Below are 17543 nucleotides of genomic sequence, written 5' to 3'. Positions count from 1 at the left end.
ATATTAATATTCAAAATATATGAACATGTATTTTACAATGTAAGAGGTGAAAAAATGCATATAATAGTTGGACTAGGAAACCCAGGCAAAAAATATGATGCCACAAGACATAATGTAGGCTTCGAAGCTATAGATTTGTTGGCAAAAAGAAATAATATAGAAGTAAAAAGATTAAAACATAAAGCCCTATGTGGGGAAGGAAATATCGGTGGCAAAAAAGTAATGCTAGTAAAGCCACAAACATTTATGAATTTAAGTGGACAAAGCCTTTTAGATATAGTACAGTTTTATAAAATCGATCCAAAAAACCTTATAGTAATTTACGATGATATAGATGTGGCAGTAGGCTCACTTAGAATTCGAGAAAAAGGAAGCTCAGGAAGTCATAATGGAATGAAATCTATTATTTATCAATTGCAGACAGACCAGTTTCCTAGGGTGAGAATAGGTGTTGGAAAACCACAATTTGGAGATTTAGCAGATTATGTTTTAGGTAGATTTCCAAAGGAAGAAATCCCAACAATGATTGAAACCATAGAAAGAGCCGCACTAGCATCTGAAATGATAGTTACAGATGGAGTTTCACTAGCAATGAACAGATACAATGGATAGAGTAGGTATAAGCAAAGACTAAAGGACAAAAGCTATATTTAAAAATATTTAAAAATATTTAAAAAGGAGTTTGTCCATGGTTATATTTGCAGGAATGATTGCAGCACTTTTTTCTTATATATGTAATAAATGGGTATTAAAAGGGTTAGGAGACATAGCTATTGTAGTGGCAGTACCGTTTATAGAGGAAACTTTAAAAACAGCTAGTTCTATTATTATAGGTACTAGTATAATAGGTACACATTTTATATTTGGACTTATTGAAGGGATATACGACATAGTGAATTCATCTAAGAGTATAGGCAAGTGGGCGGCATTAGCTAGCGTAATAAGCCATAGCATCTTTGGATTGGTTACTTACCTAACCATAAAAGCAGGCTACTCTATTTACTGGGGAATATTTCTCTCTTGGCTAATCCATAGTACTTGGAACTGGTATATAACAAAATATGTATAAATATTAAGTATTAAGCCTAGGGTTAGTGACCTAGGCTATAGGTGTTTTATAACATGAAGTATACAGGTGGTGATGGGCATGAATAAAGGACTATTACTTGCACCAATGAAGAATTCCATGGATTACATGCAGCTTTTAAAAAATATTAAAGATGTAAAAAAGCCTATTGCACTATATGGCCTTAATGAAACACAAAAAGCACACATTGCATATGGAATCCTTGATGAATTAAAGGGACAAGTTTGTATAGTAACATATAACGAAATAGAAGCTAGACAAATCTACGAAGACTTAAAATTTTACGTAGGGGACAGGGCCTTATTTTTCCCTGCAAAAGATGTAATGTTCTATAATATGGAGGCTACAAGCGAGGGAATACAAGAAGAGAGAATGAGGGTAATAGAAAGGATTATAGAGGGTGAAGACTGTATTGTAGTTACCTCTATAGATGCATTTCTTTTAAGACTACCGCCTCCCAACTCCTATACTAAAAATCAAATAATCTTTAATGTAGGAGAAACTGTTGACTTAGCAAAGGTAATAGAAACATTTATTATTCAAGGTTATGAAAGAATGGACATAGTAGAAGAAAGAGGACAGTTTAGTATTAGAGGAGATATTATAGATATTTTCCCAGGTTCAGCAGAAGCACCTTTAAGAATCGAATTATTTGGCGACAAAATAGATTCTATTCGCAAATTTCAAGTAGATACCCAAAGATCTATGGATAAGGTAGATTCTGTAAAAATCTATGCGGCAAAGGAAACAACTATAGAAGATTTCAACTCGGAAGAAGTAATTGCTAAATTGTATGAAGATTATAAAATAATTAACAAAAAGCTAGATAAAGAAGCTAAGAAAGTACTAAAAGAAAAGATAGACGAAACAATAGAAAAATTAAAAGAACTAGGTAGTTTCAAAGGTATAGAGAAGTTTTTACCATATATATATGAAAAATCAACTTCTCTTTTAAACTATTTTCCAGAGGATGCAGTTTTTCTGCTAGATGAACCAAGTCGTTTGCGGGAAAAGGCTGAGGGACATATAGAAGAATTTCGTGAAAGCTTTAAAGTCCTTATGGAAAGAGGAGAAGTGCTTCCAAGCCAAGGTAAGCTTCTACTTTCCTACAACGAGATAATAGGTGAGTTACGGAAATATAAATTAGTTGCATTAAGTTTATTACCTAAGGCCATTATGGATTTTCCGCCTAAAGAAATTATTAATTTCGATACAAGGCCTATGCAATCCTTCCATGGCAAAATTGACTTCCTAGTAAATGAGATACAACGACTGCAGTATAAAGGCTATAAAATAGCATTAGTCCCTGGTACAAAAGAGAGGGCACTTAGACTACTAGAACTTTTAAAAGATAGAGGAATAAATGCAGAGTTTGTTGTAACTCCTAGAGAAGATCTGGTTACAGGCCAGGTGATCATTTTACAGGGTAATTTGCGTAGAGGCTTCGAGTATGTAAAAAATAAGTATGTACTTATAACAGACTATGAAATTTATGGAGTCCACAAACAGCAGAGAAAAACAACCAAGAGAAAAGATGCTTCTCCAATTAAGTCATTTATAGACTTAAATGCAGGGGACTATGTAGTACATGAAGGCCATGGTATTGGAAAGTATATTGGAATAGAAGAGCTTAAAGTAGAGGGAGTAAAAAAGGACTATTTAAAAATTCGTTATTCAGGTGAAGGATTTTTATATGTACCTACAGATCAAATGGATCTTATTCAAAAATATATTGGAAGCGATGACGCACCACCAAAGCTAAATAAGTTAGGTGGTACAGAATGGGCTAAAACAAAGACAAAAGTTAAAAAGGCTATAGAAGATATGGCAGGAGATTTGTTGAAGCTCTATGCAGAAAGAGAAAAGACAAAGGGGTATGCATTTAGCAAGGATACGGAATGGCAAAAACAATTTGAAGACCTCTTTCCCTACGAAGAAACTCCAGATCAGCTAAGATGTATTGAGGAAGTAAAATCAGATATGGAACGAGAAAGAGCTATGGATCGTCTACTATGTGGAGATGTGGGTTACGGTAAGACGGAAGTAGCTATTCGTGCTGCTTTTAAAGCCGTAGCAGATAGTAAGCAGATAGCATTTTTAGTACCTACAACTATTTTAGCACAGCAGCATTATAATACATTTAAACAAAGGTTTTCGGGCTTCCCTGTAAATGTGGAAATGCTTAGTCGATTTAAGGCTCCTTCAGCACAAAAACAAATTTTAGAGGATGTGAGAACTGGAAACGTAGATATTCTTATTGGAACCCATAGACTATTATCTAAGGATGTGCAATTTAAGGATTTAGGACTTCTTATAGTAGACGAAGAGCAGCGTTTTGGTGTAAAGCATAAGGAAGCTTTAAAACAGTTAAAAAAATCTATAGACGTGTTAACATTAACTGCTACACCAATACCTAGAACCTTGCATATGTCTATGATTGGTATACGAGATATGAGTGTTATTGAAGAGCCGCCAGAGGAGCGATTCCCTGTCCAAACTTATGTACTTTCATATAGTGAGGCTATGGTTATAGATGCAATTACAAGAGAGCTATCTAGAGGTGGCCAGGTATATTACGTATATAATAGAGTACAAAACATCCATCAAGTAGCCAATAGGCTGGCGCAGCTAGTACCTCAAAGTAGAATTGCTGTAGGCCACGGGCAAATGTCAGAGAGGGAATTAGAAAAAATAATGCTAGATTATATGAATGGAGAATACGACATATTGGTAAGTACAACCATTATAGAAACGGGACTCGATATTTCCAATGTTAATACAATAATAATTCACGATGCAGACAAGTTAGGGCTTTCTCAGTTATATCAGCTACGGGGAAGGGTAGGTAGATCCTATAGACAGGGGTATGCTTATTTGATGTATGAAAAAGACAAAGTACTTTCTGAAGTAGCGGAAAAACGACTTAAAGCTATTAAAGAATTTACTGAGTTTGGATCAGGGTTTAAAATAGCTATGCGAGATCTTGAAATACGTGGTGCAGGTAATCTTCTTGGTGGAGAACAACATGGGCATATGGCTGCAATAGGATATGACTTGTATGTTAAGCTTCTAGAGGAAACAGTAGGAGAACTAAGGGGAGAATATTCCGAAAAGTTCGAAGACACTACTATAGAGCTTAATGTAAACGCATATATTTCAGAAAAATATATAAATAACCAAAGCCACAAAATAGAAATATACAAAAAAATTGCATCCATACGAGATATAGAAGATATGTATAAAATAGAAGAGGAAATTGAAGATCGCTTTGGAGATATACCTTTAAGCATACGGAATCTTCTCCTAATTTCATATATTAAAGGTATGGCAAAATCCTTAAAAATTTTAGCTATTACCCAGAAAGATAAGGATATTCGTATTCAATTTAAAGACGGTAGTATGCTAAAACCAGAGGGCATAGGAAATGTACTCCACAAATATAATAGGAAAGTAACTTTTAATGCCACAGCTCAGCCATATTTTATTTATAAAGTACTTACAATGGATCAATACAAGATGTTAACAGAGCTAAGGGATATTATAGAAAAAATTAGTGGTTTTCAAGCTGGTACAAATTAGTTATAATATAAGTTAGTATAGTGAAAATGATAGGAGATGATAAGGTTGACATTTAATATGAAGAACAAGCTTACAGTATTGGTCGTCGCACTGCTTATAATGGCTATAGTAGTTACTGGATGTTCCAAAGCTCCAACCCTAGGTGATGGGGAAGTGGCTATTGTTGGTAGTACAAGAGTTTCTGAAGAAGAATATAATAGATTATTAGACTATTATTTATCAATAGCTCGTGCACAATATAATTTAACAGACGACATGTTAAACACAGATGAAGGTACAGGTATGACCCTATTAGATACATTAAAAGCTAATGTGTTAGATATCATTGTTTTAACAGAAGTAATAGCTACAAAGGCAGAAGAAAATAATGTTACAGTAGATGAAGCAGAACTTAAAGAACTATATGAAGAAAATCATTTAAAAATGATGGAAGAAGATGAGGATTATAAAAAGCTTATTGAGGAAAACAATCTTGATGAGACATTTATAAAAGATCAAATGAGAAAAGATCTACTAGGTTATAAGTATAAGCAATTTTATTTAGAAAAAACAGAAATTGCTGATGAAGCCGCAAAAGCATTCTACGATGAAAATAGTGATATTTTCCATTCGGAGCAAGTAAAAGCAAAGCACATTTTATTAGATGATGAAAATACAGCTAAAGATATTATTAAAAAGCTTGAGGCTGGAGAAGACTTTGCAGAGCTTGCAAAAGAACATTCTACAGATCCTACTGCAAAGGAAAATGGTGGAGAATTAGGATACTTCCAAAAGGGAGAAATGGTACCAGAATTTGAAGCAGCAGCTTTCTCATTAGAAGTCGGAAAGATAAGCGAGCCAGTTAAATCAAGCTTTGGATACCACATTATTATAGTAGAAGATAAGAGAGAAGAAGGTACAACATTTGAAGAAGCAAAAGATCAAATTAAAGCTTATCTTAAAGAATTAGACTATGAAAAACATATGGATGAAGCAATAAAAGAAGCAAATGTAGTTAAAAAAGAAAAATTATAGTAAATAGTAATCCCCTTATTACAAAAAAAGTAATAAGGGGATATTTTTTTAAAAACTTTCATCTTATGAATAAAAAACCACTATTGGTAAAATAATAGTATTACTACAGGATATATTTTACTTAAACTTAGGAGGGAGTTATATTGAAAGCAACTGGTATAGTAAGAAGAATAGATGATTTGGGAAGAGTGGTTATTCCTAAGGAAATTAGAAGAACACTTAGAATTCGAGAAGGTGACCCTCTAGAAATTTTTACTGGGAGGGATGGGGAAGTAATTTTAAAGAAATATTCCCCAATTGGAGAGTTAAGCGAATTTGCCACAGAATATGCCGAATCCCTTCATGAAGCATTACAACATAATGCCATAATAACTGATAGAGATACAATTATTGCTGTGTCCGGTGTATCAAAAAAAGATTACTTAGAAAAAAGAGTTAGTAAATCTTTGGAAAAAATTATGGAAGAAAGAGAAGCATTTGTTGCTAATCAAGGTGATAGAATGATAACCTTTGCAATAGATGAGACCGACGAAGGAAAATATACTGCACAAGTTATAGCACCAATTGTTACCCATGGCGACCCTATAGGCACTGTTATATTATGCTCTAAGGATAAAGGGGTAACTATGGGAGAAGTTGAGAAGAAAATAGCTACAACAGCTGCTGCTTTTCTATCCAAACAAATGGAATAATAAAGACAAGTCCCCTGGTTCTTCCCAGGGGATGATTTTTTTGCTATAATATAATAATAATTTTATCAAACTGTAATAATACTTTTGTTGTAGTATAAAAATACTGTAGTATAATAAATAGTGTACCTCGTCAATATTAAAGACGAGGTTTTCTATAGTTGATAATTTTTTATTGTTAGTGAAATGTATAGTTAGCTGGAATTAGGAGGAAAAAGGATGAAAAAAGATACCTTTCTAAAAGGTGCATTTATTTTGGGGATGGCTGGAATTTTAGTTAAAATAGTAGGAGCATTTTTTAGAATACCACTTGTAAATATTATAGGTTCAGAAGGTGTAGGGTATTACCAGGTGGCATATCCTATATATACATTTTTATTATCATTTTCAGCAGCAGGCTTTCCAACGGCAATCTCAAAGCTAGTTTCAGAAAAAAGAGCTAAAGGGAATATAAGAGGAGGCCATAGAGTTTTTCAAGTTTCCTTCGGCATTTTAGCTGTGTTAGGTCTAGTAAGCTTCTTGGTTTTAGGCCTAGGTGCACGCTTTTTAGTTGATTACTTTATTAAAAGCCCAAGCTCATATTATTCTGTACTTGCACTAGCCCCAGCCCTATTATTTATACCATTGATGGCAGCATATAGAGGCTATTTTCAAGGGCTGAAAGATATGACTCCTACTGCTGTTTCGCAAGTAATAGAGCAGATAGGAAGGGTAGTACTAGGTTTAGGTTTAGCTACTTTCCTATTAAGTCGTGGAACTGAATATGCAGCGGCTGGTGCTTCCTTTGGAGCTACTGCTGGAGGTATCGCGGGATTAATAACTATGATCATTATATATCTTAGGCAAAAGAATAAGATCTTTTCAGAATTTCAACCTATAGAACAATATGAAGAAGAATCTGTAGGTACAATAACCAAAGATTTATTAAAAATTGCACTTCCTATTACTACAGGAGCAGCTGTGCTGCCTTTAATCAATATGATAGACTCTATGGTTGTACTAAGAAGACTTCAAGCTATTGGCTTTAGCTATGAGCAAGCAAATAGTCTTTTTGGTCAGCTAACTGGTATGGCTGTTACATTAATTCAACTTCCGCCAGTGTTAACTGCGGCATTATCAATGAGTATTGTACCAGTTATTGCAGAATCTATGGTTAAAAATGAGATTGAGTCTGTACAAAGTGATATAAAATCAGCATTTCGTGTATCTTTACTAATTGGACTTCCATCTTTTGTAGGATTAGCTGTACTATCAACTCCAATTATGACTATGCTTTTCCCTAAAGAGCCTGCTTCTGCCGGACAAGTTTTATTATTTTTATCCTTTGCAACATTATCATTATCATTGGTGCAAACATTAACTGGCATATTGCAGGGTGTTGGTAAGCCAGAAATCCCTGTTCGTAATCTTCTGATTGGTGCTCTTTTAAAGCTAGTTGTAACTTATACTCTAGCAGGTATTCCTTGGCTGAATGTAAAAGGTGCGGCTTTAGGAACAGTAACTGCTTACACAGTTGCAACTATATTAAACTTTATTGCGGTTAAAAAGTATACAAAGGTTAAGTTTGAATTTGTCCAATTTGCCTTAAAGCCTATTATTTCTGTAGGTATTATGGGTGTAGTTGTGTATTTAGCCTACAGCCTTATATATCCTATACTAGGAAACACTCTATCTACTGCTATTTCCATTGCTGTAGGTGGTACAATTTACGGATTAATGCTTCTTATTACGGGAACAATTGTAGAAGAGGACTTTGCTCTTTTACCTAAAGGAGATAAGTTGGCTAAGGTTCTTAGAAAAGCTAAGTTGCTTAAATAGGCTTTTAAATTTAAAAATTTACTATCTTAGTAAAGGTATTCAAAAGTAATAAAAGAAGAGAGGGTTAACATGGGCAAAATTACAATAGTAGGATTAGGTCCAGGTGGAGAAGAACACTTAACTATAGCTATATATGAAGCAATGAAAAAACATAATAATATATATTTGCGTACAGAAAAGCATCCAGTAGTTTCATATTTAAAGCAAGAAGGTATAAACTTCAAAACATTTGATTATGCTTATAATAAATACGAGGACTTTCAGGAAGTTTACGAGCACATAGCTAGTAGCGTACTAGAAGAAGCTAAAAAAGGAGATATACTATATGCAGTACCAGGACATCCCTACGTGGCAGAAAGTACAGTACAGCTTATTGTAGAAGGTTGTAAAAGGGAAGGAATAGAAAGAGTAGTATATCCCGCTATGAGCTTTGTAGATGCTATGTTTATGGCATTAGAAATAGATCCTGTAGATGGGTTTCAATTAATAGATGGGCTTCAGCTTGACAAGCAAAAGCCAGATCCTAATATAGATAATATAATTACACAAGTATATGATCCTTTTATCGCATCAGAAATAAAACTAAAGTTAATGAACCATTATGATGACGAGCAAGAGATATATGTTGTAAAGGCCGCGGGAGTACCTAATTTACAAAAAATAGTAAAAATTCCCCTTTTTGAACTGGATAGACTAGACTGGATAGACTATTTGACAACTATTTTTATAAAAAAGGTTGAAAACTGCGAAAAAAAATATTACAATATGAATAATTTAGTACAAATAATGGAAAGATTAAGAAGTAAAGAGGGATGCCCTTGGGATATAAAGCAGACACATCAAAGCCTAAAGCCTTATTTAATAGAAGAAAGCAATGAAGTATTAGAAGCTATAGACGAAGAAGACGATAGTTCTTTAGAAGAAGAGCTAGGGGATGTGCTTTTGCAGGTAATTTTTCATAGTCAAATAGCCAAGGAAAGAGGAGCATTTCAAATAGAGGATGTGATTCGAGGAATATGTGAAAAATTGATCTTTAGGCACCCCCATGTTTTTGGCGGACAAAGTGCAGATACTGTAGAAGATGTTGCAAAAATATGGGCAGAGCAAAAGATGAAGGAAAAACATATGAAAAACAAATAAAAAACAGATAAAATGGTAGTGATCTAAGGTTTTTTTCAAAAAAATGATGGTAATTCAACAAAAAAGAAGGAATTTTAAAATTAAGATAGAATAAAACTATACGTATTATAAAATTAAGGAGGAATTACAAATGAATAAAGCTGAATTAGTTGCTAAAATGGCAGAGAAAGCTCAATTAACAAAGAAAGATACAGAACTTGCTTTAAATGCATTTATGGAAAGTGTAGAAGAGGCATTAGCATCTGGAGATAAAGTACAACTAGTAGGTTTTGGTACATTCGAAGTTAGAGAAAGAAAACCAAGACAAGGAAGAAACCCAAGAAACCCAGAGCAAATCATAGAAATCCCAGCTTCAAAAGCACCTGTATTTAAAGCAGGAAAAACTCTTAAAGAGCAAATGAACAAATAAGTTAAAGCAAAGATAATACATACACGCTGCTAACTTTACATATTATACATATAGTGAAAGAAAACGTGTGCTAAGCAACCTCGTAACAATACTTTATTGTTACGGAGGTTGCTTTTGTATTATTAAATTATTTTAGAATTATAGAAAATCATGTTCTGTTGTATATTTATCGCTTAATATATATAATACTTATAATAGAAAAATCGTATAAAGGAGAAAATATTAAATGAGATTAGATAAGTATTTAAAAAACTCGAGGATTATTAAACGAAGAACCATAGCTAAAGAGGCCTGCGAAGGTGGCAGAGTATCTATTAACGGTAAAGTAGCTAAGCCTAGTGTAGAGGTTGAGGTAGGAGACATCATTGAAATTAGATTCGGAGATAAAACTTTAAAGGCAGAGATTACTAATATTGCTGAACATGTAACCAAGGACTCATCTAAGGAAATGTTTGTTATTATCGATTAAATTTTTTTAAAAAGTAGTAAGTTTGTATATATATAGATTCCTCGCAACATACTAACCATATAGTAAATGTTAAGGAGGATTTATATGCAAATATATAAAAGATTAAGTTTGGCATTAGCTGTTTTATTACTTATAGTTTCAGTTGTTGCATGTCAACCAGCAAAAAGGCCAGGAGAAAAGGGAATAGTGCCTAAGAAAGTAGAAGAAAAGAATATTAAGAAACCTCCTATTCCTGAGTCCATTAGTCAAGGTGAAGGAAAAGAACCTCGACTTAAAGTATATCTTACTGAGGGCCAAAAAATTAATGAAATGAAATTTGAAGACTATGTTGTTGGAGTACTGGCTGGAGAAATGAGTAATGATTTTCCAGAGGAGGCTTTAGAAGCTCAAGCTATATTAGCAAGAACCTTCGTTATGGAGTTTATTACAGAAAAGGGAGAATCTAAATATAAAGGTGCTCATGTTTCCACAGATATAGAAGAAGCTCAGGCTTGGAATTCGAAAGAAATAAATGAAAGAATAATAAAAGCTGTTTCAAATACTAGGGGACAAGTGCTATTATATGATGGTAAGTATGTTAAGTCATGGTTTTATGCCCATGCTGGAGGAAAGACAGCCACTGCTAAAGAAGGACTAGGATATACAGAGGCAGAACCCCCCTATATTCAAGTAGTTAAATCCCCAGATTCTCCAGAAGCTCCACCAGAGGATGCCAACTGGACAGCTACATTTACCAAGGGGCAAATAAATGAGGCTATGCAAAAAGTAGGAAAAACCCCAGGAGATTTTAATAGTATAGAAATAGTAAAAAAAGGACCTTCAGGTAGAGCTACAGAATTAAAAATAGGAAATGAAACAGTACAAGCACCTAGATTTAGATTAGCGATAGATAGTACTAAAATGAAATCAACTAAGCTAGAATCTATAAAAGTAGAAGGAGATAAAGTAACTATGAAGGGCACAGGCTATGGCCATGGAGTAGGTATGAGCCAATGGGGTGCCTATAAGATGGCTAAAGATGGTAAAAAGGCAGAAGACATAATTAAGCACTATTTTAAAGGTGTACAAATAGTTAAACTTTGGGAGTAGTTGTTCTAATTTACCGTTTCCATTCATAAATAATAAGTAAAAGGACTAAGAATGGGAAGGTGAGTGCCCTGGAAGAACGAAGAGCGAATAAAACGCGAAACCATAGTATAATATTAGAAAACAGAGAAAAACTTAGCGTTTCAGGTGTAGAACATGTTAATAACTTTAATAGTGAAATGATAATACTAGAAACCGTAGCAGGAGTATTAACTATTAAAGGAGAAGAACTGGATGTTAATAAACTAAGCATAGAGGATGGAAATTTATCTATTAGTGGTACAGTGTATTCCTTAGGCTATAGTGATAGAGAAAGCTTTGGGGCAAAGGGAACAGGATTTTTAGGAAAAATGTTTAAATAACTATCAGGTTAATCCTGATAGTTATTTTAAATTGCTTAGGAAGCTTAAACCCGACACGAAACATTACTAAAGCAATAGGGCAATTTTGTTGTCACCTGACAAGTTGTAGTCACATAATATATATATATCAAGTAAAATAAACTTGTTCGGGGTGATAAAATTGACTATATATTCAATATTACAGGAGAGCTACATATTACTTGCTACTATCTATGGAGGTATACTAATAGGGTTTATGTATGATATATATCGCATATTTAGAGGATTATTTCGACCGAAAAAAATGGCTACCATGATACAGGATCTAATATTCTGGTGCATTATTTCTATTGTGGCATTTTACGTACTCATATTTAGTAACCAAGGAGCGATACGCTTTTACAACTTTTTAGGATTTATACTTGGATCAATTTTTTATCAAGGTTTATTAAGCAAATTAGTAATAAGAAGTTTAGTATTTTTATTAAAAATTACAAAAAAATTTATATATGACCTTTATCAGGTCCTTAAATATCCATTCGATGTCGTACTATGTCTAATAACAGGACCTTGTTCTTATTGTAAAGCAAAGGCAAAACCAGTATACTATAAAGCAAGAAGAGTTGGAAGATTGCCAGCTAGCATTATTAAGGATACTAAAAAAACACTTGCAACATACTTTAAAAAGAAATAATATAGGAGGAGGCATCTTTATGGCAAAATCTAAAAGGAGAAGAAACTATAGCAAACTTATAATTAGGGTAATACTTGCTTTTGCTATCTTCTATGTAACTTCTACCTTTTATGATCAGTATAAAGAGATGAAATATTTAAATGCCCGTGAAGAAGCCTTAACAGGAAACCTTGAAGTGTTACAAAAAGATATTCAGTCCCTTAATGATCAGATAGAAAACAGCAACACAGATGAGTATATAGAGAAGATCGCCAGGGAGCATTTAAAGATGGTAAAAAAGGATGAAATGATTTTTATAGATTTAGGAAAAGCAGTTAAATAAAAAGGTGTATACCTTTTAACAACTCTATGATATAATATATTTCGAATATACACGTATTTTGAAGGAGGATTTTATATTTATGCCGGCACAGGTAGGAGCTATATTAGATGGCACGGTTTCAGGTATTACAAACTTCGGTGCCTTTATTGATCTAGGAGAAGGAAAAACAGGACTGGTTCATATTTCTGAAGTAGCAGATGACTATGTAAAAAATATTCACGACTACTTAAAGACCCAGCAAAAAGTTAGAGTAAAGGTATTATCCATTGAATCCAATGGTAAAATTAGCTTGTCTATCAAACAGGCAGCTTTACCAAAGAAGAAAAGCATAAAGCCTGCAACAGTGGATTGGAATAATCCTACAGAAAAACAACCCGTAATGTCCTTTGAAGATAAACTAAGTAGGTTTTTAAAGGATAGCGAAGAAAAAATGTCTTCAATCAAATCAAAGGGTAAAGACGGTAGACGTGGGAACGGCTATAGTGGTAAAAAATTAAGAGACTAGTAAATTCAGCCAGGGGAAACCCCTGGCTTTTTAGCATTTAAGATATAAATTAGGAAGGAGAATATTTATGAATAAATACGCTGCTATAGATATAGGAACTAATTCTATGAGACTACTATTAGCTAATGTTGAAGCTGGAAAAATAATAAATAGATCAAAATATATAAACCCAACTCGTATAGGTAGCTCAGTAGATAAAGATAAATTAATAAGCGAAGAAGGAATGAGTAGAAATATAGAAGCCCTTTATGATTTTACTCAGAAAGCAAAAGATTTTGGAGCAGAAAAAATATTGGTAATCGCAACTAGTGCAGTTAGAGATGCAACAAATGGTAAAGAATTTATACAAAGAGCCTACGAAAAAACAGGAGTTAGCATAGAAATAATAAGTGGGGAAGAAGAAGCAGCACTTGGATACCAAGGAGTAGCAATGGGGCTAAAGTCTAAAGCAGGTAAACAAGTAGTAATAGATATAGGTGGAGGCAGTACAGAGACTATATTAGGAGAAGGCAATGCTCTTAAAAAAACCATAAGTCTAAATGTAGGGGCAGTGCGTATGACAGAAAGGTGTATTACAACAGATCCTATTAGTAAAGAAGAGTACGAAGAAATGGAAGTAGAAATATATAAAATAGTAAAGGAAGTAGTAGAAGAAATTAAAAAAGATAACCCAAATACAATAGTCGGTATAGGAGGTACTATAACAACCCTTGCTGCGCTACATCAACAGTTAGACCAATACCATATGGATAAAGTACATAACTACAAATTAACATTAAAGGATATAAGCACATTAAAAGAAAAATTACTAAGCTTAACAGTAGAGGAAATAAAACAACTAAAAGGTATTCATCCTAAAAGAGCAGACATAATTGTAGCAGGGGTCACTATTCTAAATGTAATAATGGATAACTTAGATATATATGAAATTACAGTTAGCGAATATGACAACTTAGAAGGATTACTTTTCCCTATTAGATAACAGGTATCGTCAAATAAACAGCAAGGTAAAACTAAAAATAATACATGTAGTATATATAACATGTCCTACATACAACATATTTGAAGCAATTTGTCAAAAACCTTATGATAATTGTCAAAAACTTTTTAAAGCTAGTCCACTAATGTTGACAAAAGTTTTAAAACATATTTGGTACACTTTCTATAAGAAATCAAATAGGAAGGTGTTAATAATATGGCAGACAAACCAACAATACTCCCGTACCAAAGAAGCTATGTAGAACTAGAAAGTGTAAAACCCATAGGCAAAATAAAAACTATGCCCTTATCCAGTATTAATGTAAATATTGTTTTCCTACATCTAGTAGCCTTCTTACTAGGAAGAGCAGGAATACTACAGGGACTAACACCCTTTGGTATAGCCTTTTTTACAGCCCTTAGTCAGAGAGATCGGAAATATGGACTTTTAGGAATAACTACCTTTTTAGGAATAGTTACAGTCCAAGGGCTTTCCAGTAGTATACCATATGGATTTGCACTGGCAGTAATATATTGCCTGTTTCAATATGTACTAGATTTAAGAAAAACAAAAATTTTCAAAGCATCATTAGTAGGGGCAGGTGCCTATCTACTAACCACAGCATTATTTTTATCCTTTACCGGGTTCTATTTATACGACTGGATAATAGTTGCTTTCGAAAGCTTGGTAATATTTGTTGTGGTATACATCTCTTCCTACGCCATTCCTGTGGCACTACAAAATACAAATAGGAAGATACTCTCTACAGAAGAAATTATCTGCATTGCAATTATTACAGCTTTAGTACTATCAGGTATTAATGAAGTATATATATTTGGGCTTTCCCTTAGAAACATTTTAGGAATATTAATGACAATTCTATTTGCATACAATGGTGGAGCAAGTATAGGTGCCGCCGTAGGTATAACATTAGGACTAATAACAAGTATGTCCACAGGCAGTACTCCAATTGTTATCGGTATATTCGGATTTTCTGGTCTTTTGGCAGGCATATTTAAAGATATAGGAAAGGTAGGTAGTGCCTTCGGCTTTTTAATGGGAAATGCAATACTAACCTTCTATATTAACGGATACTATGAAATATTTATTCAATTTAAAGAGGTTGCAGTAGCCTTTGTATTATTTTTAGCTATGCCCTATACTTGGATTTCTCAAATGGAGAAGTTTTGTAATACTCGTACAGGTATTTTAAACTCCAGTAAGACCCATAGCGATAGAATGAGAAAACTTACATACGAAAAATTAAAGGAATGTGCTACTACCTTTGGAGAACTTTCTACTACCTTCGAAAAAATATCAGAAAAACAAGAGCTTTTTGCTAATGAAGATTTATCAAGATTAATTGAAAAAGTAGCAAACAATGTATGTCATAACTGCGGTATGAAAAGAAGCTGCTGGGATCAGAACTTTAATACTACATATCAGGGAATGTTAGATATGTTAATTCATATAGAAGAAAAAGGGATGCTACATTACGATGATATACCAAAGCCTATGCAAAAGCGGTGCATTAGGATAAAGGCAGTAATGGAGAAAATAGCCCATCTTTATGAACTTAGTTATTTAAATATGGTATGGAAGCAAAGGTTAATAGAAAGCAGAGAACTGGTAGGCGAGCAGCTAAGAGGTGTAGCTAAGGTAATAGAAGAACTGGCTATAAATGTTAACGATAAAGTACAATTCGATGTAGATTTAGAAGATTCTATTTATGTTGCTTTAGATAAGGCAGGTTTATCCGTAAAAAACATTATGGTATCTAATGGAGAGAAAGGGAACTTAGAAATAGTTGTAGATAAAAAACAATGCTACAATCGGGAACATTGTAATGATAAGTTTGTTTCCGTAGTATCTGGAGCAGTAGGAGCAAGACTTGTTAAAAAGTCCCGTAACTGTAGTAGACAAGAAGGTAATGAAGGTTGCAGCTTTACATTAGTAGAAGCCAACAAATATGCCACATGTACAAAATCTGCAGTAGCAATTAAGGAAGGAAACCAGCTGTCAGGGGATAGCCATACCTTTATGGAATTGAAAAATGGACAATATATGACAGCCCTTAGTGATGGGATGGGTACAGGAGATAAGGCACATCTACAGTCCAGTGCTACTATAGATATGTTAGAAAAAATGATGGAGGCAGGTTTTCATAGAGAAATTGCAATTAAAACCATCAATTCAATGTTAATGCTTAAATCCTCAGACGAAATGTTTGCCAGCTTAGATATGACATTAATTGATCTATATAAAGGAACGGCAGATTTTATTAAGATAGGAAGTTCTCCAAGTTTTATAAAGCGTCAAAATGGAAGGATAGATGAAATTACATCATCTACTTTACCTATAGGTATTTTAACGGATATACAGGTTGAAGGTAATATGCAGAACCTAGAAGATGGAGATCTTATAATTACCGTTTCAGATGGAATAATAGACTCCAATCAAGAGCAGGGAGAAGAGTGGCTTATAGAATTTTTAAAAAATACTAAGTCTTTAAATCCCCAAGAAATTGCAGATGGAATACTCCACAATGCTCTAAAGTTTACTCAAAATATAGCTACCGACGATTTAACAGTACTAGTAACCAAGGTTTGGGAGGTTAACTAAGTAACTATAAAAAAATATATAGACTAAAAAGAACCCCTTCTTACGAAACATTATCGAAGAAGGGGTTACTTTTGTTTATTTTATTTAAGGGAGAATTAATAACTATTATTTAGCGACAGGAACCGTTAGAGCATTAGTAACTATAACAGCAATTTGTCCACGGTTAATAGGAGTATTAGGAGATAATTTAATGTTTTTATCAAGTCCTAAATCCTTAGCCTTATTAATGTAGTTATTAGGCCACTCGCCTTGAACATGCTTTTCATAACCTAATATACGAATAATAACAGCCAGAGCCTGAACATATGTGATTTGTTCTTCAGGTCTAAAGGTTTTGTCCTCAAACCCTTTAATTAAATTTTGTGAAGTAGCAATATTAACATAGCCAGAAGCCCAATGATTTGCTGTCACATCTTTAAAGGCTGTATTTCCCTTACGGCTCTCTTGTAAATTCTCTAGGCCCTCTATTCTAACTGCTAATGCAGCAAACTCAGCCCTTGTAATGTTTTTATCAAGCCTTAGGGTGTTGTCTTCGTAGCCAGTATAAAGGCCAAGTTTTCTTAAATATTCTCCTGCCTGCTCCTCTACAGACAAAGCATGAGTAACATTTAGAGAAAAACTAAACAACAATAAAAAACATAAAAAAACAGATAAGATCTTTCTCATAGTGCTCACCTCTTTCGTATTACATAACAACTAAAGATCTTATAAGTATTATAACAGATGTATAGACAGTGTTATATTAAGGTTATATTACAAAAAAATTAGAATAAAAATTAAAAATAAAAA

17 protein-coding genes are annotated in these 17543 nt (G+C 33.5%); 16 read left to right on the top strand and 1 reads right to left on the bottom strand.

Annotated features, from left to right (window positions below; translation table 11 throughout):
- Nucleotides 1-54 precede the first annotated feature (54 nt).
- The 16 genes from pth to spoIIE all read left to right on the top strand — a co-directional run bounded on the left by pth (nt 55) and on the right by spoIIE (nt 16754).
- Nucleotides 55-612, top strand: a complete 558-nt coding sequence (gene pth, locus HYG84_RS04265) for an aminoacyl-tRNA hydrolase (RefSeq protein ID WP_212380892.1) — start codon at nt 55-57, stop codon at nt 610-612.
- A 76-nt stretch (nt 613-688) separates the two neighbouring features.
- Nucleotides 689-1069: a hypothetical protein gene (locus HYG84_RS04260; protein ID WP_212380891.1), complete on the top strand. Its 381-nt coding sequence runs from the start codon at nt 689-691 to the stop codon at nt 1067-1069.
- 78 nt (nt 1070-1147) lie between these two features.
- Complete coding sequence (gene mfd / locus HYG84_RS04255) at nt 1148-4666, top strand: transcription-repair coupling factor (protein WP_212380890.1); 3519 nt, start codon at nt 1148-1150, stop codon at nt 4664-4666.
- 45 nt (nt 4667-4711) lie between these two features.
- On the top strand, nt 4712-5680 hold the full coding sequence (locus tag HYG84_RS04250; RefSeq protein ID WP_212380889.1) for a peptidylprolyl isomerase: 969 nt from the start codon (nt 4712-4714) through the stop codon (nt 5678-5680).
- Nucleotides 5681-5823: 143 nt separating this feature from the next.
- Nucleotides 5824-6372: a stage V sporulation protein T gene (spoVT, locus tag HYG84_RS04245; protein WP_212380888.1), complete on the top strand. Its 549-nt coding sequence runs from the start codon at nt 5824-5826 to the stop codon at nt 6370-6372.
- 216 nt (nt 6373-6588) lie between these two features.
- Nucleotides 6589-8187, top strand: a complete 1599-nt coding sequence (locus HYG84_RS04240; protein ID WP_212380887.1) for a putative polysaccharide biosynthesis protein — start codon at nt 6589-6591, stop codon at nt 8185-8187.
- A gap of 69 nt (nt 8188-8256) precedes the next feature.
- Nucleotides 8257-9327, top strand: a complete 1071-nt coding sequence (locus tag HYG84_RS04235) for a MazG family protein (RefSeq protein WP_212380886.1) — start codon at nt 8257-8259, stop codon at nt 9325-9327.
- Between the two features lie 130 nt (nt 9328-9457).
- Nucleotides 9458-9736 (top strand): HU family DNA-binding protein, encoded by a 279-nt coding sequence (locus tag HYG84_RS04230; protein ID WP_212380885.1) that lies wholly within the window; start codon nt 9458-9460, stop codon nt 9734-9736.
- Between the two features lie 226 nt (nt 9737-9962).
- Nucleotides 9963-10205, top strand: a complete 243-nt coding sequence (locus tag HYG84_RS04225; RefSeq protein ID WP_212380884.1) for an RNA-binding S4 domain-containing protein — start codon at nt 9963-9965, stop codon at nt 10203-10205.
- A gap of 84 nt (nt 10206-10289) precedes the next feature.
- Nucleotides 10290-11294, top strand: coding sequence for a SpoIID/LytB domain-containing protein (locus HYG84_RS04220; RefSeq protein ID WP_212380883.1), 1005 nt, complete (start codon nt 10290-10292; stop codon nt 11292-11294).
- A gap of 59 nt (nt 11295-11353) precedes the next feature.
- Nucleotides 11354-11653: a sporulation protein YabP gene (gene yabP, locus HYG84_RS04215; RefSeq protein ID WP_249168709.1), complete on the top strand. Its 300-nt coding sequence runs from the start codon at nt 11354-11356 to the stop codon at nt 11651-11653.
- Between the two features lie 151 nt (nt 11654-11804).
- Nucleotides 11805-12326: a spore cortex biosynthesis protein YabQ gene (gene yabQ, locus HYG84_RS04210; protein WP_212382058.1), complete on the top strand. Its 522-nt coding sequence runs from the start codon at nt 11805-11807 to the stop codon at nt 12324-12326.
- Nucleotides 12327-12345: 19 nt separating this feature from the next.
- Nucleotides 12346-12648: an FtsB family cell division protein gene (locus tag HYG84_RS04205; protein WP_212380882.1), complete on the top strand. Its 303-nt coding sequence runs from the start codon at nt 12346-12348 to the stop codon at nt 12646-12648.
- Between the two features lie 79 nt (nt 12649-12727).
- The gene (locus tag HYG84_RS04200; RefSeq protein ID WP_212380881.1) at nt 12728-13153 is read left to right on the top strand and encodes a S1 domain-containing RNA-binding protein; all 426 of its coding nucleotides are present in this window, start codon (nt 12728-12730) and stop codon (nt 13151-13153) included.
- A gap of 67 nt (nt 13154-13220) precedes the next feature.
- The gene (locus tag HYG84_RS04195) at nt 13221-14135 is read left to right on the top strand and encodes a Ppx/GppA phosphatase family protein (RefSeq protein ID WP_212380880.1); all 915 of its coding nucleotides are present in this window, start codon (nt 13221-13223) and stop codon (nt 14133-14135) included.
- A 213-nt stretch (nt 14136-14348) separates the two neighbouring features.
- Nucleotides 14349-16754 carry a stage II sporulation protein E gene (gene spoIIE, locus HYG84_RS04190; protein WP_212380879.1) on the top strand — a complete coding sequence of 802 codons (2406 nt, stop codon included), beginning with the start codon at nt 14349-14351 and terminating at the stop codon, nt 16752-16754.
- Between the two features lie 105 nt (nt 16755-16859).
- Here the strand turns inward: spoIIE and HYG84_RS04185 are convergent, their stop codons facing one another.
- Nucleotides 16860-17420 (bottom strand): S-layer homology domain-containing protein, encoded by a 561-nt coding sequence (locus tag HYG84_RS04185; protein ID WP_212380878.1) that lies wholly within the window; start codon nt 17418-17420, stop codon nt 16860-16862.
- Nucleotides 17421-17543: the final 123 nt, after the last annotated feature.

The sequence above is a fragment of the Alkaliphilus sp. B6464 genome, assembly GCF_018141165.1.
Lineage (GTDB): Bacteria > Bacillota > Clostridia > Peptostreptococcales > Natronincolaceae > Alkaliphilus_B.
Note: the sequence above shows the minus strand (reverse complement) of the source record. Positions and strands in the feature narration are given on the sequence as shown.

Excerpts from the sequence above, each read along its gene's own strand:
- pth (WP_212380892.1), top strand. The coding sequence starts at position 55 with ATGCATATAATAGTTGGACTAGGAAACCCAGGCAAAAAATATGATGCC.
- HYG84_RS04260 (WP_212380891.1), top strand. The coding sequence starts at position 689 with ATGGTTATATTTGCAGGAATGATTGCAGCACTTTTTTCTTATATATGT.
- mfd (WP_212380890.1), top strand. The coding sequence starts at position 1,148 with ATGAATAAAGGACTATTACTTGCACCAATGAAGAATTCCATGGATTAC.
- HYG84_RS04240 (WP_212380887.1), top strand. The coding sequence starts at position 6,589 with ATGAAAAAAGATACCTTTCTAAAAGGTGCATTTATTTTGGGGATGGCT.
- HYG84_RS04235 (WP_212380886.1), top strand. The coding sequence starts at position 8,257 with ATGGGCAAAATTACAATAGTAGGATTAGGTCCAGGTGGAGAAGAACAC.
- HYG84_RS04230 (WP_212380885.1), top strand. The coding sequence starts at position 9,458 with ATGAATAAAGCTGAATTAGTTGCTAAAATGGCAGAGAAAGCTCAATTA.
- HYG84_RS04225 (WP_212380884.1), top strand. The coding sequence starts at position 9,963 with ATGAGATTAGATAAGTATTTAAAAAACTCGAGGATTATTAAACGAAGA.
- HYG84_RS04220 (WP_212380883.1), top strand. The coding sequence starts at position 10,290 with ATGCAAATATATAAAAGATTAAGTTTGGCATTAGCTGTTTTATTACTT.
- HYG84_RS04205 (WP_212380882.1), top strand. The coding sequence starts at position 12,346 with ATGGCAAAATCTAAAAGGAGAAGAAACTATAGCAAACTTATAATTAGG.
- HYG84_RS04200 (WP_212380881.1), top strand. The coding sequence starts at position 12,728 with ATGCCGGCACAGGTAGGAGCTATATTAGATGGCACGGTTTCAGGTATT.
- HYG84_RS04195 (WP_212380880.1), top strand. The coding sequence starts at position 13,221 with ATGAATAAATACGCTGCTATAGATATAGGAACTAATTCTATGAGACTA.
- spoIIE (WP_212380879.1), top strand. The coding sequence starts at position 14,349 with ATGGCAGACAAACCAACAATACTCCCGTACCAAAGAAGCTATGTAGAA.
- HYG84_RS04185 (WP_212380878.1), bottom strand. The coding sequence starts at position 17,420 with ATGAGAAAGATCTTATCTGTTTTTTTATGTTTTTTATTGTTGTTTAGT.